We start from the raw sequence: 24449 nt of genomic DNA, 5'->3' as shown, positions 1-24449 counted from the left end.
GTGGAGGGCAAATAGATGGAAATTACATTAACGATAGATGATAAACAAGTGAAATTTAAATCAAATGGCGCTGTAACTAAACGCTATAAAATGCAGTTTCAGCGTGACTTTTTTACAGATATAACAAGTTTCGGACTTGCTATTGCAAATGAAGATATTAAGTCTAAAAATGATGGAATTTCAATGGAAATAATGCGTAAGATTGATTTTGATTTATTCCTAGATATTGCATGGGTTTTTGCTAAAACAGCAGATAATACAATCCCAGACCCATTAACTTGGCTAGAAGGATTTGACACATTTCCAATTATGGAGATTTTTCCGGATTTACAGGATCTAATTGCAAGTACAATTAGTTCTAAAAAAAAATAGATGATGAGGGTACGTCTTCAAGGGAACCAATATCCACCGAAACGTACCTTTATTTATGCAAAGAATGTGGGCTAGAACACGATGATTTAGAAACGATGACCATAGGTATGACACTTGATTATATTGAATCATACTTAGAAATGAAAAATCCAAATAAAAAGGAAAAGAAAACTGTTCGTAAAGCATCACAATCAGATTTCGATTCTTTCTAACACTTGTCTTTTGGACAGGTGTTTTTTATTTGTTCAAAAGGTAGGTGAAGTTGATGGCAAACGGCCGCATTAAAGGAATCACGATTGAATTAAATGGTGATACAACAGGGTTAACTGACGCCTTAAAGGATGTTAATAAAGAAAGCAGTAAAGTTACAAGTGAATTAAAAGAAGTAGAAAGAGCATTAAAATTTGATCCAAGTAACACGGAATTGATTGCACAAAAACAACAACTCTTAGCGGAACAAATTCAAAATACAAGTCAGAAATTAGATGTATTAAAGCAAGCACAGCAACAAGTAGAACAACAATTTGCTAATGGTGATATTGGTGCTGAACAGTATCGAGCATTCCAACGTGAATTAGCAACAACAGAAGCATCACTTAGATCATTACAAGGCCAAATGGATTCAACATCTCAAAACTATGATAGTTTGAGAAATGCTAATAGAGATTTACAAACGTTTTTCGACGCTACAGGTACAACAGTAAATGATTTCTCGGATGTATTAGGTACTCGTTTAACAAATGCTATCCGTGAAGGTACAGCCAGCACAGATCAAATTAATAGAGCGTTGCAAATAATGGGGCAACATGCATTAGGTGCTGGAGCAGATATTGACCAAATGAGAGAGGCATTAAGACGTGCGGCTCAAGGGACTGATTTAAATGGAGTTCGACAAGACTTAGCGCGAATCACTCAAGAAGCTAATCAAGCAGAAGAAGCTGTCAATGGATTTGGTCAAAAATTAGCAGGTGTAGCTGCAGGGTTAGCAGCTGGTGGAGGTATAGCGTTAGCATTAGAACAAGCATTAGCATTGGATACGTTAGATACACAAATAGATATCTCAATGAATCTTAATGAAGAAGATGCCGCAAAAGTTAGACAAAGCATAATGGAAACTGCTTCAATCCTAGGTGATGAAGAGGCTGCTTATGAAGGTATTCGTAGACAAATCACTTTGAATAAAGATGCATCTATAGAAGCTAACACAAAAATTGTGGAAGGTGCTAGAGCAGTATCATTCGCGTATAAAGAAATAGACTTTAAAGAGCTTATTCAAGAAACTCATGAAATTGGTAAAGAGTTAGGGATTACACAACAAGAAGCGTTAGCAATGACTAACTCTCTATTATCAATCGGATTTCCTCCAGAACAACTTGACATTATTGCTGAATATGGTTCGCAATTAAAACGTGCTGGATTCAATGCTCAAGAAATTCAAGCGATTATGGAAGCAGGCGTAAAAACGGGTACGTGGAATATTGACATACTTCTAGATGGTCTTAAAGAAGGTCGAATAGTTGCCGCTGAATTTGGTCAAGGCGTTGACAAAGCAATGAAAGAGGCAATCAAAGGTACTAATATTTCAGCAGAAGAATTAGAAAAGTGGGGTCAAGCAGTAGCTACAGGCGGTAAAGAAGGCGAAGAAGCCATGAACCAAATGATTACTGCTTTAATGGGTGTCGAAAATGAAACTAAACGTAACGAACTAGGTGTTAAAATGTTCGGTACCCTATGGGAAGAAGTCGGTCCATCTATTGCTCAAACCCTGCAAACGTATAAAGATAATATGCGTACATCTAAAGAAAATACAGACCAATTAAATGAAACTGTAGGTAAATTAGATGATTCAACAATGGCAAATCTAGCAGAAGCAACAGCCAATCTTAAAACTGCAATAGCTCCATTATTAATAACTATTGCAGAATTAGTTACAAAGATTGTTAATTGGATAGCAGAAAACCCAAAACTTACAGCATCTCTTGTTGCTATTGCAAGTGTTATCGGAACAATAGTTGCCGCATTTGCTACATTAATGCCTGCCATAGGGTCACTTATAAGCATACTAGGTGGTGGTGCTACAGCCGCAGGTTTATTTGGTGGGGCACTTACAATTTTAACAGGTCCAGTAGGTCTTACAATCGCTGCTATAGCAGGTTTTACAGCTGGTGTAGTTTTGTTATATAAAAAGTGGGATGAATTTAGAGAATTATCTCCGGCTATACAAGGAGCAATTGCTATGATTGCACCAGGAATTGTTGCGGTTACGGGTGCAATAAAGGCTGTTCAAGGAGCAATGAGCCCAGCTATGGAAAGTGTAGATTTGTTTGGAACAGGAGTTTCAGAAGCAACAGCTAAAGCAGTTGGAGGCTATCTAGACTTAGAAACTCAAGCAACAAATGCTATGCACCGATTAGCATGGGGAAATGAAACAATTACTCAATCTATCGCTGATGACATGATAGCTAAGTATGCTCAAATGGGACAAATGGTATTAACAGAGATGCAGACAGACCATGCGGCGCAATTAGCAGAACAACAGAAATTCTTTGCTGAATCTAGTGTATTAAGTACTACTGAAGAAACTCAAATATTGGAGAGATTGAAGCAGAAACAAGCGGCTGAAGAATTAGCGACTATTGAAGGTAATGCTCGTATTAAGGAGATATGGCAAACAGCAGCTAATGAGAAGCGAGGCATTACTGAAGATGAATCAGCTCAAATTGATTTGATTAACGCTAAGATGAAGGAGAATGCGGTTAAACATTTATCGGAATCTGAACGTGAGCAGAAATTAATCTTAGAGCGTTTGAAAACTGATTCATCGGCTATTACAGCTACACAAGCAGCTGAAGTAGTTAAGAATTCAGAAAAGCAACGTAAAGATTCTGTGGCAGCGGCCGAGAAGCAATATGACGAAACGGTTATGAATCTACAGATGCAACGTGATGAGCTTGGTATTATTTCTGAAGAACAATATCAAAAGCTAAAGGAAGATGCTGAGAAGACTAGGGATGATGTTGTAAAGAGTGCCAATGATATGCATCAAAACGTTGTGTCAGAAGCTAAAGCTCAAGCTGGTGAACATGTCGAAAAAGTTAACTGGGAAACTGGAGAAGTTAAATCTAAATTTAAAGTAATGTCTGAGGACTTAAATAATAGTATGAAAAAAGCTGGTAAGTGGATTAGCGACGAGTGGGATAAAGCGTGGAAGGCCACGAAGAAATTCACGGACGACACGAAAAAGAATGTTGGTGATGGCTTTAAAACAATGGGTACAGAAATCAATGGGCTTATGCAAAGCATAGGTAAGTTCATTTCTACCGAATGGGATAAAGCTGTGAAGACTTTTGACCCTAAGAAAATGATTTCTATCGGCAAGGATGTTGTGAATGGTCTAATAAAAGGTATCGGTGATAAATTCGGTGGCGTACAAACTAAAATTGAAGAATTAGCTAGTAAAATTCCTGATTGGGCTAAAAAGACATTAGGTATTCATTCTCCGTCCCGTGTTATGGCTGAAGTAGGTATGTGGACAGGTGAAGGTCTAGCGCAAGGTATCGAATCTACTTATGGTCGTAATGAAAGTGCGATGAAAGAACTTAGCCAACTACTAGTTGATACAACAAAGTCTAACCAAGCTGAAGTGACTAAGATAGCGGATGAAGCTGAAAAAGAGCGTACTAAAATTCAACAAGATGCGGCTAAAAAGAAACTTGAAATTGAAAATAAACTAGGTGTAGATCTTAAAAAAGCAAACAATGCAATAAGTACTAAGAAAAAAGGTGCTTCAGCAAATGACAACATCAAGATTCAACAATTAAAAGAAAATGCGAATGCAAAACTTTTAAAGCTTGAACAAGACACGCAAGAAAAATTAAAAAAGGTCAACGACAAAGCTTGGTCTGATATGGTCAAAAAAGAAGAACAAGCGTCCAGTGAGCGATTGAAAGTTCTTAAACAATACATTGCTGACAAAGATTCATCAAACGAACTTTCATTGGCTACTGAACAACACATTTTAGAACAGTCATTAAAGCTGTTTAAAGATGGAACAGCAGAGAAAATCAAAGTTCAAAAAATGTATAAAAAAGTGACAGAAAGTATCAATAAAGAAAAAGAGTCCATTGATAAAACTTACGTTGATAACGTTAAAAAACTAAATGATGATTATATCAAAGAAGAAGAACGATTAACTAAGGTTTATGAAGACGAATTTGAAAAGCGTAGAAATGCATACTATTCATTTGCTGGTTTATTCGATGAGGTTGCACAACGAGATGTTACCGGTGCCGCCCTTATTGCTGCTTTACAGTCGCAAGTTACGGCTTTTGAAGATTGGCAGAAGAATATAGCGAGTCTTGCTTCAAAGGGTATAAACGAAGGGCTACTGGCTGAATTACAAGCAATGGGGCCTAAAGCCGGTGCAGAGATAGCAGCATTAAATACTTTGACAGAGGAACAATTAGCCGAGTACACAGGACTGTGGAAGGCAAAGAACGAATTGGCACGTACGCAAACTGAATCAGAGCTTACAGAGTTGAAACAAAATACAGAAAAACAAATCAATGAGTTAAAAATAAAAACTTCCGAACAGTTACGTATTTACCAAAATGAATGGCGTAACAGCATGATTGCATTAAAGGGTAATGTAAAAACAGAAATGGCTGAAATGCCTAACATTGGTGTTTTTGCTGTCAGCGGTTTGATTGAGGGGATGATGTCTAAGCAAGGGGATTTGTTGAATGCTGCACAATCACTTGCTGCTATTGTTTCCAGTGCATTTACAACGGCATTAGATATTCATAGTCCATCACGTGTTATGCGTGGTTATGGTGTGAATATTGGTGAAGGGCTTGTATTGGGTATCAATGATATGGTTCGTAAAGTTGAAGGAGCTACTAGACGATTAGCTAAAGCTGTAACTGACAAATCAACTAGTTCATTACCAAACAATTCAGTGTCATCCACAACAACAAATAAAACAGAGAACAATACAGAAAACCATTATAACTTTACTGTAAATAGCCCTAAACCACTTGATCCATACGAAACATCTAGATTAAATAAAAATGCATTAAAGGAAATGGGATTACAGTTTTAAAAGGGGGCTAGAACATGATTGAATCTTTCCGAAGTCGAGAAAGATTAATATTCGATAATCACCGAGGGCAGACATTCGAAATTTCAGTGTCTAGCCCTTTTTATTTAGACGAGGCAGACGGACTAGAAGCAATACAAAATGAATTTTATAACGTAAAAAATTACAACGAAGATGGCACCAATATAAAGGGGTCTAGCGTAAGAGAAAGAAACATTGTGATTAATGGACGTATTCGATTAGATAAAGAAATTAATAGACAAAAAATTATTCGGTTCTTTAATCCAAAGCATCACTTCACATTGAAATACGAGAATGGAGATGTAACTCGCTATATTGATTGTAAGGTAGAGAAATCACCAGTAGTTAGTAGGCATGTTATTCCTGAATTTATAATCTCGTTTTTATGTCCCAATCCTTGGTGGTACACAGAAGAACAAAAATATGAAATTGCGATGTGGGTAGCTGCCTTTGAATTTGAGCTGGAAATAGATGCGGAAGGAGACGGTATTGAAATGGGTTATCGTGAGCCGAATAACGTGGTTAATGTATTCAACGATAGCGATACAGCCTCTCCTTTACGTATTCAATTTAAAGCCATCGGAAGTGTAGTTGACCCTTATATTGAGTTAGTAGATACAGGTAGTGTTATCAAGATAGAGGCTACGTTAAAAGGTGGAGACGTGGTTACCGTTAATACAAAGCGTGGAGATGAATATGCCATTCTAGAAAGAAATGGAACACAAATAAACTATTTTAACTATCTTTCGCATGACTCTAATTTACAACTAAGCGTGGATGTTGGTGACAACTTGATTCGTTATGATGCTGCTGAATTTGTATCGAATTTAGAGGTGTCTATTTACTTTACACCTCAATTCGTGGGGGTGTAGCGATGCTCTATGTATGTAATGAGAAATTTGAACGTCTAGGATACATTGGTAACTTCTCATATTTACTGTGGAGGAAAAAGTACGGTCCTGGTAGTGAGGCAGAATTACATGTTGATGTAACACCTAAAAATATTGAGTTGTTGAAAAAGGGTAATATTATTTTCCGTCAAGATGATGACGAGGCTATGTATATTTACTATCGCCAATTTGATGACAGTAATGGTGTAGATCAGTTAGTTATTAAATGCTTCTCGCTTTCAAGGTGGACTGACAGAAGAATACTGTGGAGGCAATATGACTTTTACACAACTCCAGAATTGATTATGAGACAACTAATTAACGAAACGATGGTTAGCCCTGCTGACCCAACTCGTAAAATCGCCCAGGTGCAACTTGCTGCAGTTCGAAATATCGGTAAAGCCATTCAACAACAAATATCCTATAAGCAAGTTTTTGAGGTGTGCGAAAATTTATGTACCACTCATGATATTGGGATGCGCTGTATATTCGATGGGCGAACACTCAAATATGATTTTTACGAAGGAACAGACAGAACGATTAATCAAAGTTTGAATCCTCGTATTATCTTGTCAAAGAATCGTAGCAACTTGCTTAAACGAACGTATGAGGATGCTGATAATGATTTAAAAACAACAGCTCTTATAGGCGGTGCTGGCGAAGGTCCAGCTCGTAAGATGGCGAGTATCGGGGCATCTATTACAGGGTTAAATCGACGTGAAATATTTATTGATGCACGAGAGATTTCGGATACAAGAGACGGTGACGGTGAGCAGATACCGATTCCAGACGGTGAATACAACAATTTACTTGTAGCTAAAGGCAAAGAGAAGATTGCAGAATACACAGAGTTCATCGGCTTCGATTGTGAGTTAGATGTGACCAAAGAAAATACAAAATACAATGAAGATTTCTTCTTAGGTGATTTAGTCACGATTAAAGATGATGATTTAGGGATTTTAATGAATAGCCGTGTGATGCAAGCGGATGAAGTATTTCAGGAGGATGGTAAATCAATCTACGTGACGGTTGGTAAATCAGTACCTACCCTTCCACAGGCTATAAAAAGGATGGTGAAGTAGTAATGATGAAATTTGGAATGTTTAACTCTATTAATGGGGATAGACGATATAAAGCAGAGGATTTCGCTCGGTACTTTGCCACGTTTATTGGCAATGGTATTTTCGTTAAACCTTCTGATTGCTTGCAGATTCGAGCAAATGGAGATTCGATGAGTGTAATAGTTCGCCCTGGTAAAGCGTGGGTCAATGGTTATTATTTAATCAATGATGAGGATTATAATTTACCTCTTTCGGCTGGAGATACAACACTTAATCGTATTGATCGTATTGTTATACGATTAGATTTCCTCCAAAGAAAGATGAGTGTGGAAGTCAAGAAAGGAACACTATCTGCATCCCCAGTTGCACCAACATTAAAACGTGATGCAGATGCCTATGAGTTAGCATTAGCAGATGTTTATATTGCAAAAGGTGCACTAACAATTAATCAAGCTGCTATAACAGATACAAGATTAAACAATAACTTATGCGGTCTAATGCATGGCGTTGTTGACCAAGTAGACACTACGACAATCTTTAATCAGTACCAACAATGGTTTGATGATTATTCAGTTACAAAAGCATCTGAATTTTTAACATGGCAAACAAATGTAACCACAGCTTTAGAAGCTTGGATTGACGCACAGGAACAAGATTTCACAGCATGGAGACAAGCAGAGGAGCAACTTTATTATGCGTGGCTAGAAGGACGTAAGGATGGTTTCGATGCATGGTTTGAAACTGTAAAAGGAAAGTTGAGCGAGGATGCTGCGGGTAATTTATTTAATATGATTGAAGACCATAAACATGCACGTTTGCCACATTTTCAAATTGATGTAGTGACAGGTAAAAAATATGCAACGGGCTGGATTATCGAAGATGGTAAACTATATTTCGAAGCAGAAGAGGTGAATAGCTAATGAAATTTCAAGTAGCGACAGAGCCTACACAATTAGAGATTAAAACTTTAATTGAATCATTAGAAGCCAATAATGGACTTTTGGTAGACAATGTTGGTAAAAAATATTTACCAGTTATGAACGATATATACGATTTTAGAACAATAGAAGGTGAAAATTCCCTAGCTCCACTTCAGGAATCGTTTAAAACAAAATTTCCGGATTTAGCATCTAATATAAACGTGTCGGACATTATTCAGAAATACCACATCGAGAATAATATACATTTTATGTATTATAATGAGTATATTATAATAGTGGATATGACAGCTCTAGAAGTTTTAAATGCTGTGATGATTAGTAATGACACTCCAAACTGGTTTGGAGCTACGGGAAACAATTTTATTGACGATAATTATATATATATTAGAGGTTACAATAAAGTTCAGCAGGTTGTCATTTTCGCAGTATTCAATAGATTCACATATGAATATATCAGAACCATTGGGTGGAACGGTGGTTCTGGAACACTAGGTTCTCCAGGAACACAATTTACTGGTGAGATGGTCAGATTTGGTCAATATTTTATGGCAGCTCTCGGAGATGCAAACGTGATTCAAGTTTGTAAAATAAATTATGACTCATTTGGGAAACCATCGAGTTTCTCTGGAATAGGTCAAACATATTATTATACTGGTAATGCACAAGCTAACGCATTCTGGGGAGACGATAACGATAATGTGTATGTTCTGTGGACAATGAATTCTAATTCGTTTGGCATGGAGAGAAAGAAATTCGACAGGTCTAACGGTAAGTTAACTTTGGTCGCATCTAACAATTTGACAAATGTAACTGTTCCAAGTGTAAGGTCGTTCTGGTGTGTTAAATATAAATTTGATAATAAAAATTTAATATTGATAGCTTTCGGAAATGGTTCGTCATCGAATAGTATGGTTATAAATTACGATGATTTAACCGTTCATCAATATGTTAATGGAGCAGTTTTAATGAAATATCCGTTGTTCGATTATCAAAACAAAAATCTTATGTACATTCAACCTTATACTATTACAGGCTATCAAATTGACGGAAACGGATACGATATATTACAGGAATATCGACTTATTGACGGGAAGTGGAAAGGGTCGAATATATGCGTTCCTGCCATTAAATATATGAATCAAAATGATTTTGGTAGAACATTATATGCTGGAGACCAATACGGGTATATACGAGACGGTAAAGTATATGTTACAGCATTTAGTAGACACTTTAGATTGCTAACTAAATCCAATATTATATCTCATTATAAGGAGGTGCTTAAATGATTGGTTATGCACACCATAATGGCGATGGCTCGTACGCGTTATTCTTCGATATTAATCACGTTCCTGAATGGATGCGTCCTAAAATAGAAGAAATGACGGTTCCAGAAGGTACTGGTATTCTTCGAAAAAAAGAGGATGGTTCTTTCTATTATGAACCTTTCCAATCTGATAAAGAACCACCAATCAATGAACCGTCTGAAGAAGTGCCTCCACAACTACAAGTTTCTGTTGAAGAAATGCAAGCGCAAATATTACTTAACACTGAATACCTAGTATCAAGAATTGAATTAGGATTAGGAGGAAAATAAGATGACAGTATTTGACTTATGTAAGTTTTTGATTGACCGTAAACGTTATGAGCGTAATGCAATGCAGAATAAAGTAAATGTATTTTACGCAAACGATCAACTGACTGACAGTGAGTATACAGATTTATTAACTATAATGGACACACAGCAAACGCAAGCATAAGCTTAGCGTTATTTTTATTGTCAAAAACGAGGTGATGAAATGCAAATTGTATATGAGCATCCGTTTATAACGTTATTATTTATTAGTACAATTGGCTTTTGGGTTACAGCTGCTTGTAGTCAAATAAATAACCATTGATTTTATGCCTTCCACAGATAATTGTGGAGGGCTTTTATTATACGAAAAGGAAGGTGTCAGATGAAAACAGACACACTATATACATCAATCGTAGGCGGCTCCATGGCATGGGTCGCTTATTTTGTTGGAGGTGTTGACCATTTAATCAAAGCTTTTATTATTTTTTTGGCTATTGATTATGTACTGGGCTTGATGGTGGGATTTGCCTATAAAAATATTGAGAGTAAAAAGGCGTTTAAAGGATTGCTCAAAAAAACTGCCATGATATTAATGGTCATTGCTGCGGTGCAACTAGACTTAGCAACCGAAAGTGGAAACTTCATGCGTAATGCCATGATTCTTTTTCTTATCGGTATGGAAGGTATCAGTATGATTGAGAATCTTGGCAAGCTAGGAATCAAGGTGCCTAAGTTTTTATCTAACGCATTTACACAGCTTCAAATTGACAATGATGAAAAAAAGGATGATGCAAAATGACAAGTGTAACTACTACATGCCGAGACTTAGCCGAGCTTTTACCTGGTGCACAAACAGCATGTCGGTTGCTTTTTCAAGAGTGCTACAAGGCTGGCATTAAGAACATCTTCATCACTGAAACATATCGCTCACAGGAACGGCAAAAATACCTGTATGCACAAGGTAGGACGCGTCCAGGACAAGTTGTAACTTGGATACTAAACAGTAACCATAAATCACGTCTAGCATGGGATATTGCAGTTGGTCCTCCACAATCATTGTATGATGTCACTACATTAAGTCGAGTAGGAGCCATCGCGAAAAAGCTAGGTATTGAATGGGGCGGAACATGGACAAAAGCCATTGACCGTCCACACTTTGAAGTGAAAGCAAATTGGAAGATGCCTAAAGGCTATAAGTTAGAAGGACAAGTAATCGTACCAAGTAACAGCAAATTGAAAGTCCAATTAATTGTGGAAGACAAGAAGGAGGAAATAACAGTGGCAAATACAAATTGGAATCCGGGTTCACCAGCTATGAAAACCGAAACAGAAAACTTTATTGCACAGGCTGTGAAGGATGGTATTATACAGGAATCACACTTTAAGGATTTACAAAATGGTGCAATGACAACGGATTGTTTGGTTGGTTTATACATTACAATTCAACAACGACGAAACAAGTAGTATTGTTCAGTGTTTGTTCAGAACACTGTAATAATCTATGAATGTCATTGTAAACAAACAAAAGAACACGCATATATCAATGACGAAGCCCAGGTACTCAATTAATTTTGAGCCTGGGCTTTTTTTGTTTATTCATCATAAGGTCTATATTTTTTTCGAAGCGATTCAAGCTCATCTTTTTTCTCAAGCAGTACACTTTTCAAAAACATTTTAGGCTGTTCTTTAGCTGCTCTTAACTTTCCATCTTTCATCAGTTGTCCCAGACGGGCTTTCGATATTTCCAATACCTCTGCTGCTTCGGCAGCAGATAGTAATTCAGTATTTAAAAATTCAAGGAGTTCTTCAGTTGTGGAAAATTCATATTTCATGCAATCACCTTTCCTTTGGTAACATAAATATTATTAGCCTTGTGAAGTGAATTAAAACAGTTGTTCCATATAGCGCTAATAATACATAATCAATTGTTGATGGACTTTGAAAATCAACATATTTGAGTATTATAGCAGTACTCGCAATTAGTAAAGCGATGTTTGTATAACCAAATCGTTTTAGCATTCTTTTCATACATGATAAGTGGATGTGTTATAATTTGATTGAGAAGGAGGGGCTAACCTCCTTCCGTTGTTACTTGCGACGTTTACCTTTGGTAGGGGGGCGTCGCTTTTTCTTTGTCCCTTGCACCATGTCGTAAATGTCTTTTAAGCCTGATGTGAAAGCTTTAAAGGCTGTTGCGACTAGCGCTACTGTTGCAAGGACTTTCTCAAATTCATCCACTCTTGTTCACCTCCTTTCTATACTCTTATTATACAATATCTATTTAAAAAAGTAAATAGGTTTATTCATTTTATTTCATATATTAACAAACTTTACACTTGTCAAAATAAGAACAATTGTTCTAATATAAGTACAAACGAATGTTCTTATTGAAGGAGTGTACAGTGATGAAAGAACAACTACTAAAAGCTATGAAACATAAGCAAATAGTAAACATGATGTATATGTCAAAGAGTGGCGCGATTACAAAGAGGAAAGTAAAGCTTGTAAAGATTGCAGGTGATTCATTTCAAGCTTACTGTTTTACAAGACGAGCAAAGCGTACTTTTACTATCAATAATGTGTTAGCAGTTGTTCCAATCATACACAAGGAGCGTTCGGTGGTATGATTAGCTTTGAACAAAGAGGACTTCTTCATAAGTATGTCATTTACGATATGGCAGTACAGACATTGCAACGTGACTACAAGGTGATTGAAAATCTTAAAATGAGCAATGTATACTTACCAATACTTGATAAACTTTTAAATGACATTTCACAAGAATGTTACAACTCTAAAAGGCTATTAGCTAAAGATAAAATTAGGGTAGTGAAATGGGAAAAGATAGATGAATACTTTAGTGATTTGACCGTTGCTACAGCTGGCGAAGATTTAGTCTTAACTTATGCAAATATGGCTTTAAAAACACAAGTTGAAAAATTATTGTTAAGCCACCAAAACAAAAAACAGGCACTCATATTTAATTGAGTACCTAGTCTTTTTGTTTATTCACCTTGTAATTCCTTTTCTCGTTCCTCGATTAGCTTTTTTAATTCGTGCAAATCTTCTAACTCACAATATTTATTAATGTAAGTCCTAGCTGCACTTTTAGCGGACTGTTTACGTGTCTTTTCTCTATTTCGTTCTCGATATGCCTGAGTAGCTCTTTTTTGTGCGTCTGTTGTTTTTTTCTCGGTCATATTATCACGTCCTTTTATTTTTGAAGTAAATCACGATGTTGAAAATTGCAAGAATTGTGCAAAGCGTATAGATGACAATCATGAAGTAATCAAAGAATCTTGGTTCACTCCAATTTACCATGTCAGTTAAGATGTAAAGAGCAAATGCGAAAGCAGCAATATATCCAATGTTTTTCATAGTCAAGTGAATATGATAAGATAAGGGGGAAGGAGGGGCTAACCTCCTTCTAGGTGTTATTTGCGACGTTTCTTCTTTGCTGGAGGGCGTCGCTTTTTCTTTTGCTTATTTTTCATATCGTGTATATTCTTTAATCCACCTGTTAGCTGATTGAAGAATGTTGCGATACCTACTAGATAAGCTAGTACCTTATCATAATCCACTTTGTTCACCTCCTTTCTTATATCTTTATTATATACCTAGGTATATATAATTGCAATAGTTTTTTATGAATTTATTTACTATTTTTGAAATAAATTGTTTTTAAAACAAATAAAAAAGCCACTCGATAGTGACTTTAAATAATTATTCAATAATAGTAGCAATAATTGTAGGGAATCCTAAATCAGGATCACTTCCGTCAAACGTTCCATAAACAGTAACTTCAGAATCCATACTAACATCTTCTAGAGTAAGATTCACAACTGTATACATGCCATAACCATCACCTTCATTTGTTGTAACAGTAAATTTACCACCAACACCTTCTTTGTCGATATTAGAAACTTTCCCACTGATAGTTACCTTGGTGTTTTTTGCAACTTCATCACTGTTTGCTGCAACAAACTCCAATTTAATTGCTTCTTTTCTCATTTTTTCATTTAATTCTTCTTGTGTAGGACCTTTGGTTTCGGCAACTTTATCAGAAGCTTCTTTTTCTTCGGCAGCAGGTGTTTCCTCTTTAGGCGCAGCTTTTTCTTCTTCACCGCATGCTGTTAATAATAAGGTTGATAAAACTCCAATATAAAATAATTTCTTCATATATAAAACCTCCCTCTATATTACCATTCTAGGAAATTTGAAGGAAAAAGTACACACAAAAAAACAGACAACGTTATTTAGTCATCTGTTTAAAACAATTTTTTAATAGCACTTTTTAATGATGGTTTACGCTTTTTCTTAATCAATGGCTTCGGCTTTTTAATCTTAATAGGTTTAATTCCAGTTGCTTCGTATATTGCCTTTTTAGCTTGTTTCTTTAATTGTCGCTTCTTTTTACTAATCAACTTTTTAAACATGGTTAGTCCTCCACAGATTATTTATATCTTCGTACCGTCTTCTAATACAAAATGTGCTTCAAACTTAATCCCTAAAATATCAGCTATTTCTTGTAATTCTTTTTCGCTGAAATTATCTCGTTTTAATTTTTTGGATAAATTTGATTGTGACGTTCCCATTTTTTCAGCTAATTGCGTGATGTTCAAATCTTTAGCAGCCATTAACATCTTAATTTTTGTTGCCATTCCCATGTTATCACCCCTAATAAATTATTATTTATATATCCATATTACACTATTCCATTCCAAAATAAAATTATTTATGACTAAAAAGGAATAAAATAGTTGCTTTCGTGAATTTTTAGTTGTATATTATTCCTTGAGAGAATGAAGTATGACTTAATAGGAATGAGGTGAACAAATTGAAAACAATCCAACAACGTAATGAGTACCTTCAAGCAAAGATGAAACAACATGATTCAATATCTGATGTCCACAAGTATCAACGACGCTTGAAATGGATTATAAGGTATCACAGTCTGTTGACTGATTTAGAAGTAAAAGAGATACGTGAGAATTTACGAAAAGCATTTAAGTAATATGAAAGTGAGGTGAAAACGATGGCATTTGAATACTTAGCACAATATATAACATTCGATTCAGTAGCAGATATGGATAAGAGTGTGGAGGACCACATGGCGGTTCATTATTACGATTTAACAGAATCAGAGCGTGCCATTGTTTATAAACTCGCTTCTCATAGTTTAGAACATACTGGAGCATGTCATTTAAAAGCTTCTACAATCGCTGATGCATTGGAGATCAGTACCAAGACAGTTTATCGTAGCGTAAAAAAGTTAGAGGCATTAGGCATCATTGAAAAAGTACCAGGAACGAAATTAAACGGCATCAAAGGGGCTAGTATTTATCGCATTTTACCTTATGTCCCATCGAGCGTGTCCCAACGAATAACAGTCGATAAAGCTAGTAACGACGCGGTTTGTCGTCCACAATCTGAAAACCAACCATCTAGTTCTTTTAATCTTTTAAGTTCTAAACAAGCAAATAATAATTTATGTGAATTAGAAAATGAATTGGCTTTGCAAGCTGAAAAGAAAAAAGAGTATATGAATGAGTACCAAGTAATGCTGTTCGATTTCATGAATAGCTTGCCATTAGCAGATAGCTTAAAAGATGAATTACACAAGGTTGTATTGGCATCACAGGTTCAAAGTGCACCTGACTTCATTAAAGCTAAAAACGTACTATTTAAAATTACTATGGATATAAAAGAAGGTACGTTAACTGTAGCAAGTACATTAAGAGCTGTATTTGTAGGAGCGTATAACAAGTTTGTGGAGCGTTCAAATAACAAGGTATATAAATCATCTTATATAGAAGAAACTCCATATAAAGAACGTCCAGTGCCTTTTTACAATTGGTTAAATGAACGTGATAGCCTTCCACAATCAATGGTGCATGGTGAACCATTGTTATATAATTGGTTGGAATGGTAAATAAGGGGAACCATTTGTAAGGAGTAACGTTTTCTTTATAAATAATCAAGGGAGTTGTATGAATGAGAAGGCTAATTGTTTTATGTTTAGTTGGATTCTTACTAGTAGGATGTGCAGAGAAGGGTAAAACAGCTGAACAATTTGATAAAGGAATTTCTGTAGAAATGGATAATTCTCAAGATATCAAACTTATGAGATTAATTAAATTTGTAAATGGCGAAGAGGTCACAGATGAAAATGTATTTAATGCCGATAATACTTCTTTCAAAAAAGGACAAATCATTTGGTATGATATACCGCTAGACCAGGCTAATTCAACTGTTGAAATCCAAATAGCGTATAGTAAAAATGATGACGGAACAAATGAAAAGACAACAGAAAAGATTGATGTATCTGAAGCAAAAAAGTGGGTTAATTTTAAATTAAATGAAGAATACCATCTTAAAATAATTGATATGAAATAGGTGTAAATTGAAATAAAAACAAAGGATCATAAAATTTATTAAAGTTAAAGAGGAGTATATATTTTGTTTAAATTTATCGATAAGCTAGATAAAGAGGTAAAAGTGATAATAGTTATCGGATTGATACTAATATTAAGTTTTGGCGGATATATGGTAAAAGTACAATACGATGAATATAAGTGTAACTTATATAACACAAGTGATAAAAAGTACGTTGGTGATTTATGCAGATATATATTAGATGGGTTTCCTACAGATGATGAGGATCCAGCAATCAAGACAGATGCTGAACGAAGGGATGAGGAGTTTAAACGTCAATTAATTGATGATGCTATTAGACTAGATAAGGAAGGTTATTAATTTTAGAGTTTTTAACATATGTTATTCTTATAATAAGATAAATGTTTTATTTAATATTATCAAAATAAAAAGACCACTCCGTGATGGGTGGTCTGTACATTTTGCTCTATAGAGAAACACTTACTTCGGTAGGTGTTTTTTATTAACCAAAAATTGTTCGTGTATATCGAAAACAAGTAAAAAAGGGTTACTCTTAAATGGTGACATTTAATTTGAGAATGTGAAAGAATAATTATATAATTATGTAAAATTGTTTCAATAGGAGGAGTTTAATGCCAGATTTTAAAGAAATTTTTGGAGATGGACCTGAGATGATTCAAAATCATATTCTTGTTGTAGTTCTAGTCATGGCGCTAGTAATAATCGTACAACTTATCTTTAAAAAGATTACTAAGATGCCTAATTGGCTGTTTAAAATTACAATGCCAATAATTACTTTTGGCGTTTTTATTTTAGTTATATTAAACTATTACCTACCAGGCATAGCAAGTCAATTAGGTTTTGATTAATACTTAAAAGTCACACTCAATTATGAGTTGTGGCTTTTTATAATTCTTTATATTTCTTATAATGACAATACGTTCCATTTATCCTATGATATAGGTAGATGGGAGGTGTAAACATGAAATTAAAACAACTTGAAGAAAGTACTCATCAAAGTTCAGGATATGGCGCTGGAAGTGGTGAGGTTATAAATGAGACATATGAATGTCCATGTGGAAACGGGAAGGTATTCTACGAAAAAGATGATATACCTGGATTTAGAAGTTCAGATATTTGGAGTAATTGCAAAGAATGTGATGAGAAATACACTTTCGGTAGAGGAATTGCTACGGAAAAATAATATTATTATAATTTAATTACCAAGTCACTCTCATAAAGAGATGTGGCTTTTTATTATGCCATGAAGTCCAATGGATGTATCGAATGGACTTTGCCAGTAGAACTATTGTGGAGGGAAAGGTGCTTAGATTGGTCAACACCTTTCTAAAATGGATTTATGAACATAGAATTCCACAATTTATAGTGTAATGCGAACTAGTATCTGTAATGAATGATTTATGGATATGGTTATATATTGATCCAGATGTCACCATTGTTTTTTGAAAACTTGAGTACAATCGGCGAAACTATTTAGAAGAAAAGATATTTTTTGTTTTTTTGAATTTACCTTAGTTTATTTATGTATTTTTCCGGTAATCTATTAAGAGTACTTAACTCAAAATTAATTGAAAAATCAAAAGTTCTTTGTGAGTTAACACGTTTTACTGTGTTATTTCCAATGAAAATATCTATATCTTTTTCATATCTAGTGCCGAAAGAATCGTAGTAGCTGACCAATACTTTTATTCTAGGAATTAACTTGGATTCATTGTTTATTGAGTTTATTATCATAGCAATATTAAATATTTCTTGATTTCTTGCATTTAACAAAAATGAAACTGATTCGTCTGTACGTATATAATTAAAAAAATGATTGTCTTTATTATCCATATCATAATTACGACCTTCATGTCGTTTATCTATATCACCAAATTCATATTGGAAAAACTCCATACCGTAATCAGTTAATAAAGTTTTTAATTTGAAAATATTTTTAATATCCAAATCAACTAATTCTTTTAGATAATCTTTTTCGAAGAATACATTTAATGTTACATGCTTTGCTACACCATTTCCTATATTCGTAATTTTAATGGGAAGTGGACTTATTTTACTAAATGATTCGCCAATATTGTTCCACCAGGGAGCACTGAATAATATGTCTTCATTTTGATAGTTTACTGATAAGTTTATTGGTTCAATAAATAAATCTGGTTCCTGTGAATGCGTTCTTTGTAATTGCATTTCTTTTACCTGTTTAACAACTGCTCTTAAATTAATTATTGTAAGAAATACAGTTACCAGGGTAATTAAAACGCCTAAAATTGTAAAAATGAAAACCAAATTTTGTAATACATTAGACTCAGAATTTAAAAACTGCAATATATCCAATACAATTTCACCTCACAATTAATTTGTTTATTTATTATATAAACTTATCTGGATATATTTGCGTTTAAGATTATATATTTGAAGATAGCTAAGTGATTGGTGATCTATTTTTTATCAATTGTTAATCGTTGAAAAATGAAGTTGAAATAGTAAAATATTAAAAAGAGGTGAACTTTCATGAACGAACTTTTAGAAGTTGCTGAGGTTGCTAAAAGACTTAAATGCAATAGAAATAAGGTTTATGAACTTATAAAAAGTGGTCAGCTTTTAGGGTTAAAACTTGGTCGAATGAAAGTGTCAACTATTGAACTTGAAAATTTTATGATTAGAAACGCTGGTAAGGATTTAACAGACCCATTTAACGTTAAGGATCTTAAAGGAGAATAAGTATGCAAACCCAGCATTTAAATGTGACTCTTTCAATACCAATACCAGAAGATATGATTTTGATCAAAAAAGTTGAACTAGAAGAATTACAACAACAAAAGTTAAGTGGGCGTTATTGGACTATGGAAGACTTGGAAGAGCGAACAGGCAGGAAACAACTTTGGTTAAGAAATAACTTGTTATACGTACCTAGGTTCAAAAGGGAACTTGAAAAAATCGTTCATTATCCGAATTCACAGGGTGATAAATGGTCTTTCCATGCACCTAAAATGGCAAAGTTTCTTGACGATAATTTTTATTTAATATTTACTAGATAATTAAAAACACTTTCAGCTTAAATGAGCCGAGAGTGTTTTTTCTTTTATGGAACAAAGTAAAAAGACACTCGAATTATTGGGCGTCTTTTTCTGTTTGGTGTGAATCTCCATCAAGCCAACGATCTATTTTGTCTAAATCAAAAAGCAAAATACCTGGCGATGGTTTATTAAATGGAATATTGTTAGTTCGCATTAAATTGTAAATAGTAGTTCTCCCTATGGGGCAATTGATAGATTGAAGATAATCTATCAATGCCTCGACACCTCTTACTTTTCTCATTATATTTCCTCTTTTTTATTCCACTCAATATTCATTCCAATAATATCTGCTATTTCTTTAACTTCACTGTATTTAATAGTACCGCGTGTAAGTTTATTAGAAATATTCTGCACAGTAGTTTTTTTATCGTCAGGTAGATTTTCATTCATTTTATTTACTATTTCAGTAAGTGTCCATCCTGATGATGAGATATAACCCTTAATTTCATTTTTTATTATATTAGACATATTATTCCTCCCGTTTTTCTTTATTATAGCTTATTAATACACTTAAATAAATATTTTTATGCAAAAATGAATAAAAAGAATTGAAGTTTTATTCGTTATAGTTTATTATTACACTAGAAGGAATAAAATATATCAAATGACTATCAATAGTCAGTCGGTGAATGGACTAGAAATAACCGACATTCAGAAAGGGGAGATATCAATGTGTGAAAGTAGCCAATCAAAAAATATTCAACAACGTAATGAGTACATCCACAACAAAATGAAGCAACTGGATCAGGTGAAAGACGCTCACAAGCATACAAGACGTTTAGCGCGAATTATGAAGTACCACAAGCTGTTAACCGACGTTGAAGTGGCTTACATTCGCCATCGCTTGCATGATGTGTTTGGAAACGTATCTTTGAAAGGATGTGAGGACGTATGAAGGTGACAACGAAAGAATGGCGTGCCATGTCTGACCACAATAAACAATTACTTTTAAAAGCTGTAGCAAACAAATAAAACATATATAGAAGGGAAATGATGAACATGCAACAACAAACACAAAACGTATTAGAAACAGTCGTACTTGAAACTAGTAATAGTGTTTATGGATTATCAGCACAAATGATTCAATTAGAAGTTGTACAAGGTGCAGTAGCACGTCTAATTGAAAGAATTGACGACATAACATCTAAAAAATGGCACGAAGATAAAGGGATGGCTTATCTGTCTATTTTAGAGATTCAAGACACAGTACGTTTGATTGATATGGGATTCCTTCCTTTGTTTAAAGAAATTTCAGAGGAAGTCAAAACGCTTAATATTCACGCTGATGAATTATATGAAACGGTAATTAAAAGAGAATCAAAGCAACTTGGCCAACCGACTACTCAAGAAGTAGAAATATGTGGAGCTCATAATAACTAAACCTGTGGGATGCATATCTACATGTAATGGTTGTAGTTACTAACTAGCTATACATAGTAACTACTCTAAAGAAGTGCCTATGTAGTTAGTAGGTACTTTCTTTTATTAAAAAAATTTATATATTATAATGTAGTTACTGTGTTTGTGTATCTAGTACCTACATACAAGAAAGGATGATATAAATGTTTTGTGTCATTCAGAAAATACAAAAGAAGAGACAAGATGAATATGGTGCTGCAAAGGAATTGTTAGTTGATACGAACGTTTATACAGTCGGCGGTGAAGAGATAACGGAATATACTTACCATTACAGTGAGGAACGCTTTGAACGCCCTATACTGGATGCCTATAAGATTAGTATTCATCATTCATATAGAGAGGATGGTAAGGTTAAAAAGAAACAATGGGCGATCTGTACAATGAGCTATTATGATGTGGTTGAATGCAGCGTTGAGGATAAAATCATAAATTCAGAAATTGAAGTAAAAGTTTCAGAAATGGGTATTTCAAAAGGCAAGCTATATAAAATGATTTACGATAAATTAATTCCCATTGAAGAAGCAATAAGGGCTGAATATGAACAAACGGACGAATACAAGGTACACCAAGAACACATGGCCATACTAAGTACTCACAGAAATATTAAGAATGAATTTGAAAAGATATATGGAAGTGGTACTTACAATCGAATATATGATGTATTTGGTAATGTAAGAAACAAAGAGTACTTGGAGCAGTTGATAGCCTATAAAGGTACAGCAGATGATGCGAGAAAGGCACAAGAAGAATATAGAAAACGTAGTGAACAAGAACAGCAGAAGCGATTCGAGGACTACTTTAAAAATGGTGGTAGTAGTTACTATACCACTTCACAAAGTAACTACACAGATGATGAAAAGAAAGTGCTTCATGAAATCTATCGAATGGCATCTAAAAAGTTTCATCCTGATGTGTCTGGAGATGATGGTAGTAAGATGAAACTGTTAACTAAGTTAAAAGAACAATGGGGATTATGAGAACTAAGCACTTGCTACGGCAGGTGTTTTTTTATTGTGGATTTGTGAAGCATAAATAAATTTTTTAATTGTCAAATTCAGAAGGAAATCCTTTCCTTTTGTCGAATATTAGTATATGAAAGGTGGAATTCAAATGGTTTTTTCAGAAAAAGAATTATTACATGAACTACTAAAACATAGGTATGGTGTATTTTATTTTGCTCATCCAAAGAATAGAGAAATGGCTTTAAAGTTACATGATATGGGATACTTCAATGATGAAATAGGTCAAGTTACTGAGCTAGGCCAAGAGTATTTTGATAATTTATATTTGAATGTTAAAGAAAGATTATTAGTTGAACTGAAAAACGGTAAAAATAAAACTTATAATCAAATTTCAAGTAGCTTAGGGTTTGAAGAAAATACATTATATTTGCATCATTTCCTGAAAAAATTAGAGAATGAACAAATATTGTATTATCGAGAAGGCGAAGATTTTAACTCGAATTTTAAAATAATGTTTAGATAAGAAATTAACTAGAGCACTCTCGACTTAGGGTGCTTTTTATATGCCTTCCACAGTAATTCGCGAAGGGATATTTATGTTCTTAGAAATAAACTCTGCCAAGCAGTGTTATTTTTTTATGTAAGTAAGCTATTCTTATAATTGACCAACAAAAAAGATTGAAGCAAATAGCCCCAATCTTACTTAACTCAAATATAAAAACTTGCCCCCAGCAACGTCATTTTAGATAAACCGTATTCAAAACCGTAGTCAGTGAATCTTAAAAAACCTTAAAAACCCCTGATAACATTGGTGTTATTGTGTTTTTGAAAAATAGTAACACACCACCGAAATGGTTGTCTTGATAATTTTAATTGCTTTCAAATAGTGTGAAAAGCCTTATAATCTAAGGCTTTCAGACTGTAGACAAACTCGAAAAATTTCGAGTTTGCCTACAGTCTTTTTTCATTTTAAAATAAAAATAGATGTCTACTCCCGTTGATTTCCGCTACGTTCGGGCGCTTTCCGCGGGCACATCGTAAGCCACAACCCCCGCTAACGCGCGGTCTGTTGCGTCTTACGTACTGTGCGTTCCCGCAGGAGTCGCCCGCCCTTCGCTCCAATTAACTTGATATGAATTGCTATCAATCAACTATAAATAAAATAATCTATTTGAGGTGATGGAAAATGATGTCGAAGAATCAAATCAATGAACGTGAACAATTAGAAATACTGACAATTGACTAATTGGTGCCACAAGACCATTTAGTTCGAAAACTAGAGGCAGCGATTGATTTTTCGTTTATCTATCCATTAGTGGAAAACCTTTATTCATCTTTAGGGCGTCCAAGTATTGACCCTGTTGTTCTCTTTAAAATGACCTTTATTCAATATGTTTTCGGTATTCGCTCAATGCGTCAAACTATTAAAGAAATTGAAACGAACATGGCCTATCGTTGGTTTTTAGGATTTGGCTTCCATACAGAAGTTCCACACTTGTCTACCTTCGGTAAAAATTATGCGCGACGGTTTCAAGACACAGATGTGTTTGAACAAATTTTCTATCGTATTCTAAAAGAAATTATGAAGAAGGGTCTCCTGCATGCAGACCATGTATTTATTGATTCCACACATGTAAAGGCAAGCGCTAATAAGCGAAAGTACGATAAAAAAGTCGTTCGAAAAGAAACACGTGCTTATGAAGAGAAACTTCAACTGGAATTAAATATTGATCGTGAGGAACACGGAAAAAAGCCCTTCCCTCCAGAGAAATTTGAAAAAGACGAATGGAAAGAAATCAAGGAGAGTAAGACAGACCCTGAGAGTGGTTATTATGTTAAGGATGAACGGACTAAGCAGTTTGCGTATTCATTTCATGCAGCGACAGATGAAAAAGGTTTTGTATTAGGTACGATTGTGACTCCAAGAAATGTGCACGATAGCTATGTATTGCAGCCACTTGTTGAAAAAATCATTAAAAAAGTGAAAAAGCCATTAGCGATTGCTGCGGATGCTGCTTATAAAACACCTGCCATCACTAACTTTTTATTAGAGAATCAAATGTTACCTGTTCTCCCTTATACACGTCCTAAAACAAAGGATGGTTTCTTTCGAAAGCATGAATATGTGTACGATGAGTACTATAATTGTTATCTTTGCCCACAAGGGCAGGTATTGAAATATACGACAACTACGAAGGAAGGGTATCGCCAGTATAAATCGAATCCATCGATTTGTGCTAATTGCCCCTGGCTATCACAATGTACAGAAAGCAAGAATCATCAAAAACTTATTCAACGTCATATATGGGAAACATATATGGAAGAAGCTGAACATTTGCGCCATTCATATGCTATTAAACAAATTTATGCAAAGCGTAAAGAAACGATTGAACGTGTCTTTGCAGATGCAAAAGAAAAGCATGGTATGCGATGGACAACCTTAAGGGGTCTAAAAAAATTGTCCATGCAGGCGATGCTTACTTTTGCTGCCATGAACTTGAAAAAGCTTACTACTTGGACATGGCAAGCTGCTTAAGGAGAATAGGTATGCTCAAAGAGTATGGTCAACTCGGCAGTGAAATCTAATTATTTACTATAAAAAATGACAAAAGGCATCAAG

At 34.6% G+C, this 24449-nt stretch carries 35 protein-coding genes; 25 read left to right on the top strand and 10 right to left on the bottom strand.

Annotation, left to right across the window (positions count from 1 at the left end; genetic code table 11):
* Positions 1 to 15 precede the first annotated feature (15 nt).
* The 10 genes from T479_RS11700 to T479_RS11660 all read left to right on the top strand — a co-directional run bounded on the left by T479_RS11700 (position 16) and on the right by T479_RS11660 (position 11420).
* Positions 16 to 372, top strand: coding sequence for a hypothetical protein (locus T479_RS11700; RefSeq protein WP_025219665.1), 357 nt, complete (start codon positions 16 to 18; stop codon positions 370 to 372).
* A 265-nt stretch (positions 373 to 637) separates the two neighbouring features.
* Entirely contained in the window at positions 638 to 5473 is a 4836-nt protein-coding gene (locus T479_RS22860) for a hypothetical protein (RefSeq protein WP_025219664.1), read from the top strand.
* Positions 5474 to 5487: 14 nt separating this feature from the next.
* The gene (locus T479_RS11690) at positions 5488 to 6363 is read left to right on the top strand and encodes a phage tail domain-containing protein (protein ID WP_025219663.1); all 876 of its coding nucleotides are present in this window, start codon (positions 5488 to 5490) and stop codon (positions 6361 to 6363) included.
* Positions 6364 to 6365: 2 nt separating this feature from the next.
* Positions 6366 to 7463, top strand: a complete 1098-nt coding sequence (locus T479_RS11685) for a siphovirus ReqiPepy6 Gp37-like family protein (RefSeq protein WP_025219662.1) — start codon at positions 6366 to 6368, stop codon at positions 7461 to 7463.
* Positions 7464 to 7465: 2 nt separating this feature from the next.
* A complete protein-coding gene (locus T479_RS22855) occupies positions 7466 to 8362 on the top strand; it encodes a hypothetical protein (protein ID WP_025219661.1) in 897 nt (298 codons plus the stop codon).
* On the top strand, positions 8362 to 9669 hold the full coding sequence (locus tag T479_RS11675) for a hypothetical protein (protein WP_025219660.1): 1308 nt from the start codon (positions 8362 to 8364) through the stop codon (positions 9667 to 9669). Before T479_RS22855 ends, T479_RS11675 begins: the two co-directional genes overlap by 1 nt.
* Complete coding sequence (locus T479_RS11670; RefSeq protein ID WP_025219659.1) at positions 9666 to 9977, top strand: hypothetical protein; 312 nt, start codon at positions 9666 to 9668, stop codon at positions 9975 to 9977. The genes T479_RS11675 and T479_RS11670 overlap by 4 nt, the downstream gene beginning before the upstream one ends.
* 1 nt (position 9978) lies before the next feature.
* A complete protein-coding gene (locus tag T479_RS23730) occupies positions 9979 to 10140 on the top strand; it encodes a hypothetical protein (protein ID WP_158497884.1) in 162 nt (53 codons plus the stop codon).
* Positions 10141 to 10338: 198 nt separating this feature from the next.
* Entirely contained in the window at positions 10339 to 10755 is a 417-nt protein-coding gene (locus T479_RS11665) for a phage holin family protein (protein ID WP_025219658.1), read from the top strand.
* Complete coding sequence (locus T479_RS11660) at positions 10752 to 11420, top strand: M15 family metallopeptidase (RefSeq protein ID WP_025219657.1); 669 nt, start codon at positions 10752 to 10754, stop codon at positions 11418 to 11420. The genes T479_RS11665 and T479_RS11660 overlap by 4 nt, the downstream gene beginning before the upstream one ends.
* 128 nt (positions 11421 to 11548) lie before the next feature.
* Here T479_RS11660 and T479_RS11655 read toward each other — a convergent pair whose 3' ends face one another.
* Positions 11549 to 11788, bottom strand: a complete 240-nt coding sequence (locus T479_RS11655) for a helix-turn-helix domain-containing protein (protein WP_025219656.1) — start codon at positions 11786 to 11788, stop codon at positions 11549 to 11551.
* Positions 11789 to 12044: 256 nt separating this feature from the next.
* On the bottom strand, positions 12045 to 12194 hold the full coding sequence (locus T479_RS23725) for a hypothetical protein (RefSeq protein WP_158497883.1): 150 nt from the start codon (positions 12192 to 12194) through the stop codon (positions 12045 to 12047).
* A 167-nt stretch (positions 12195 to 12361) separates the two neighbouring features.
* On the opposite strand from T479_RS23725, the gene T479_RS11650 reads away from it, so the two are divergent.
* Positions 12362 to 12583: a WYL domain-containing protein gene (locus T479_RS11650; protein WP_025219655.1), complete on the top strand. Its 222-nt coding sequence runs from the start codon at positions 12362 to 12364 to the stop codon at positions 12581 to 12583.
* Positions 12580 to 12942, top strand: coding sequence for a YhjD family protein (locus T479_RS11645; protein WP_025219654.1), 363 nt, complete (start codon positions 12580 to 12582; stop codon positions 12940 to 12942). Before T479_RS11650 ends, T479_RS11645 begins: the two co-directional genes overlap by 4 nt.
* Positions 12943 to 12959: 17 nt before the next feature.
* On the opposite strand, the gene T479_RS11640 is transcribed toward T479_RS11645, so the two are convergent.
* The 5 genes from T479_RS11640 to T479_RS11630 all read right to left on the bottom strand — a co-directional run bounded on the left by T479_RS11640 (position 12960) and on the right by T479_RS11630 (position 14621).
* Complete coding sequence (locus T479_RS11640; RefSeq protein WP_025219653.1) at positions 12960 to 13154, bottom strand: hypothetical protein; 195 nt, start codon at positions 13152 to 13154, stop codon at positions 12960 to 12962.
* Between the two features lie 234 nt (positions 13155 to 13388).
* Entirely contained in the window at positions 13389 to 13535 is a 147-nt protein-coding gene (locus tag T479_RS23865) for a hypothetical protein (protein WP_162151400.1), read from the bottom strand.
* Positions 13536 to 13677: 142 nt separating this feature from the next.
* Entirely contained in the window at positions 13678 to 14133 is a 456-nt protein-coding gene (locus T479_RS11635; RefSeq protein WP_025219652.1) for a hypothetical protein, read from the bottom strand.
* 89 nt (positions 14134 to 14222) lie between these two features.
* The gene (locus tag T479_RS23720) at positions 14223 to 14390 is read right to left on the bottom strand and encodes a hypothetical protein (RefSeq protein WP_158497882.1); all 168 of its coding nucleotides are present in this window, start codon (positions 14388 to 14390) and stop codon (positions 14223 to 14225) included.
* Between the two features lie 21 nt (positions 14391 to 14411).
* The gene (locus T479_RS11630; protein WP_025219651.1) at positions 14412 to 14621 is read right to left on the bottom strand and encodes a helix-turn-helix domain-containing protein; all 210 of its coding nucleotides are present in this window, start codon (positions 14619 to 14621) and stop codon (positions 14412 to 14414) included.
* Between the two features lie 170 nt (positions 14622 to 14791).
* Between T479_RS11630 and T479_RS23715 the strand changes: the two genes are divergently transcribed.
* The 6 genes from T479_RS23715 to T479_RS11605 all read left to right on the top strand — a co-directional run bounded on the left by T479_RS23715 (position 14792) and on the right by T479_RS11605 (position 17554).
* Entirely contained in the window at positions 14792 to 14968 is a 177-nt protein-coding gene (locus T479_RS23715) for a hypothetical protein (RefSeq protein ID WP_158497881.1), read from the top strand.
* A 21-nt stretch (positions 14969 to 14989) separates the two neighbouring features.
* The gene (locus T479_RS11625; RefSeq protein WP_025219650.1) at positions 14990 to 15886 is read left to right on the top strand and encodes a helix-turn-helix domain-containing protein; all 897 of its coding nucleotides are present in this window, start codon (positions 14990 to 14992) and stop codon (positions 15884 to 15886) included.
* Positions 15887 to 15948: 62 nt separating this feature from the next.
* Positions 15949 to 16350, top strand: coding sequence for a hypothetical protein (locus T479_RS11620; protein WP_025219649.1), 402 nt, complete (start codon positions 15949 to 15951; stop codon positions 16348 to 16350).
* A 63-nt stretch (positions 16351 to 16413) separates the two neighbouring features.
* Positions 16414 to 16710: a hypothetical protein gene (locus tag T479_RS11615; protein ID WP_025219648.1), complete on the top strand. Its 297-nt coding sequence runs from the start codon at positions 16414 to 16416 to the stop codon at positions 16708 to 16710.
* Positions 16711 to 16982: 272 nt separating this feature from the next.
* Entirely contained in the window at positions 16983 to 17219 is a 237-nt protein-coding gene (locus T479_RS11610) for a hypothetical protein (protein WP_025219647.1), read from the top strand.
* A gap of 113 nt (positions 17220 to 17332) precedes the next feature.
* Positions 17333 to 17554, top strand: coding sequence for a hypothetical protein (locus T479_RS11605; RefSeq protein WP_025219646.1), 222 nt, complete (start codon positions 17333 to 17335; stop codon positions 17552 to 17554).
* Between the two features lie 323 nt (positions 17555 to 17877).
* On the opposite strand, the gene T479_RS11600 is transcribed toward T479_RS11605, so the two are convergent.
* On the bottom strand, positions 17878 to 18705 hold the full coding sequence (locus tag T479_RS11600) for a hypothetical protein (RefSeq protein ID WP_025219645.1): 828 nt from the start codon (positions 18703 to 18705) through the stop codon (positions 17878 to 17880).
* A gap of 177 nt (positions 18706 to 18882) precedes the next feature.
* On the opposite strand from T479_RS11600, the gene T479_RS11595 reads away from it, so the two are divergent.
* Together T479_RS11595 and T479_RS11590 are read left to right on the top strand one after the other, a co-directional pair.
* Complete coding sequence (locus T479_RS11595; RefSeq protein WP_025219644.1) at positions 18883 to 19092, top strand: helix-turn-helix domain-containing protein; 210 nt, start codon at positions 18883 to 18885, stop codon at positions 19090 to 19092.
* Positions 19093 to 19094: 2 nt separating this feature from the next.
* Entirely contained in the window at positions 19095 to 19409 is a 315-nt protein-coding gene (locus tag T479_RS11590; protein WP_025219643.1) for a DUF771 domain-containing protein, read from the top strand.
* A 73-nt stretch (positions 19410 to 19482) separates the two neighbouring features.
* Here the strand turns inward: T479_RS11590 and T479_RS11585 are convergent, their stop codons facing one another.
* The gene (locus tag T479_RS11585; protein WP_025219642.1) at positions 19483 to 19689 is read right to left on the bottom strand and encodes a hypothetical protein; all 207 of its coding nucleotides are present in this window, start codon (positions 19687 to 19689) and stop codon (positions 19483 to 19485) included.
* Entirely contained in the window at positions 19689 to 19916 is a 228-nt protein-coding gene (locus T479_RS11580) for a hypothetical protein (protein WP_025219641.1), read from the bottom strand. Before T479_RS11580 ends, T479_RS11585 begins: the two co-directional genes overlap by 1 nt.
* Positions 19917 to 20118: 202 nt before the next feature.
* On the opposite strand from T479_RS11580, the gene T479_RS11575 reads away from it, so the two are divergent.
* The 5 genes from T479_RS11575 (at position 20119) to T479_RS11555 (ending at position 24365) form a co-directional block, all read left to right on the top strand.
* On the top strand, positions 20119 to 20343 hold the full coding sequence (locus tag T479_RS11575) for a hypothetical protein (protein ID WP_025219640.1): 225 nt from the start codon (positions 20119 to 20121) through the stop codon (positions 20341 to 20343).
* A 104-nt stretch (positions 20344 to 20447) separates the two neighbouring features.
* Complete coding sequence (locus T479_RS11570; RefSeq protein ID WP_137037009.1) at positions 20448 to 20828, top strand: hypothetical protein; 381 nt, start codon at positions 20448 to 20450, stop codon at positions 20826 to 20828.
* A gap of 182 nt (positions 20829 to 21010) precedes the next feature.
* Entirely contained in the window at positions 21011 to 21844 is an 834-nt protein-coding gene (locus T479_RS11565; protein WP_025219638.1) for a hypothetical protein, read from the top strand.
* A 133-nt stretch (positions 21845 to 21977) separates the two neighbouring features.
* Complete coding sequence (locus T479_RS11560; protein ID WP_025219637.1) at positions 21978 to 22352, top strand: hypothetical protein; 375 nt, start codon at positions 21978 to 21980, stop codon at positions 22350 to 22352.
* A gap of 723 nt (positions 22353 to 23075) precedes the next feature.
* The gene (locus T479_RS11555) at positions 23076 to 24365 is read left to right on the top strand and encodes an IS1182 family transposase (protein WP_227665352.1); all 1290 of its coding nucleotides are present in this window, start codon (positions 23076 to 23078) and stop codon (positions 24363 to 24365) included.
* Positions 24366 to 24449 lie beyond the last annotated feature (84 nt).

Origin of the sequence: Lysinibacillus sphaericus (assembly GCF_000600105.1) — a bacterium.
Taxonomy (GTDB): domain Bacteria; phylum Bacillota; class Bacilli; order Bacillales_A; family Planococcaceae; genus Lysinibacillus; species Lysinibacillus sphaericus.
The sequence above is the reverse complement of the archived record's forward strand: the minus strand, read 5'-3'. Positions and strand labels throughout refer to the sequence as shown.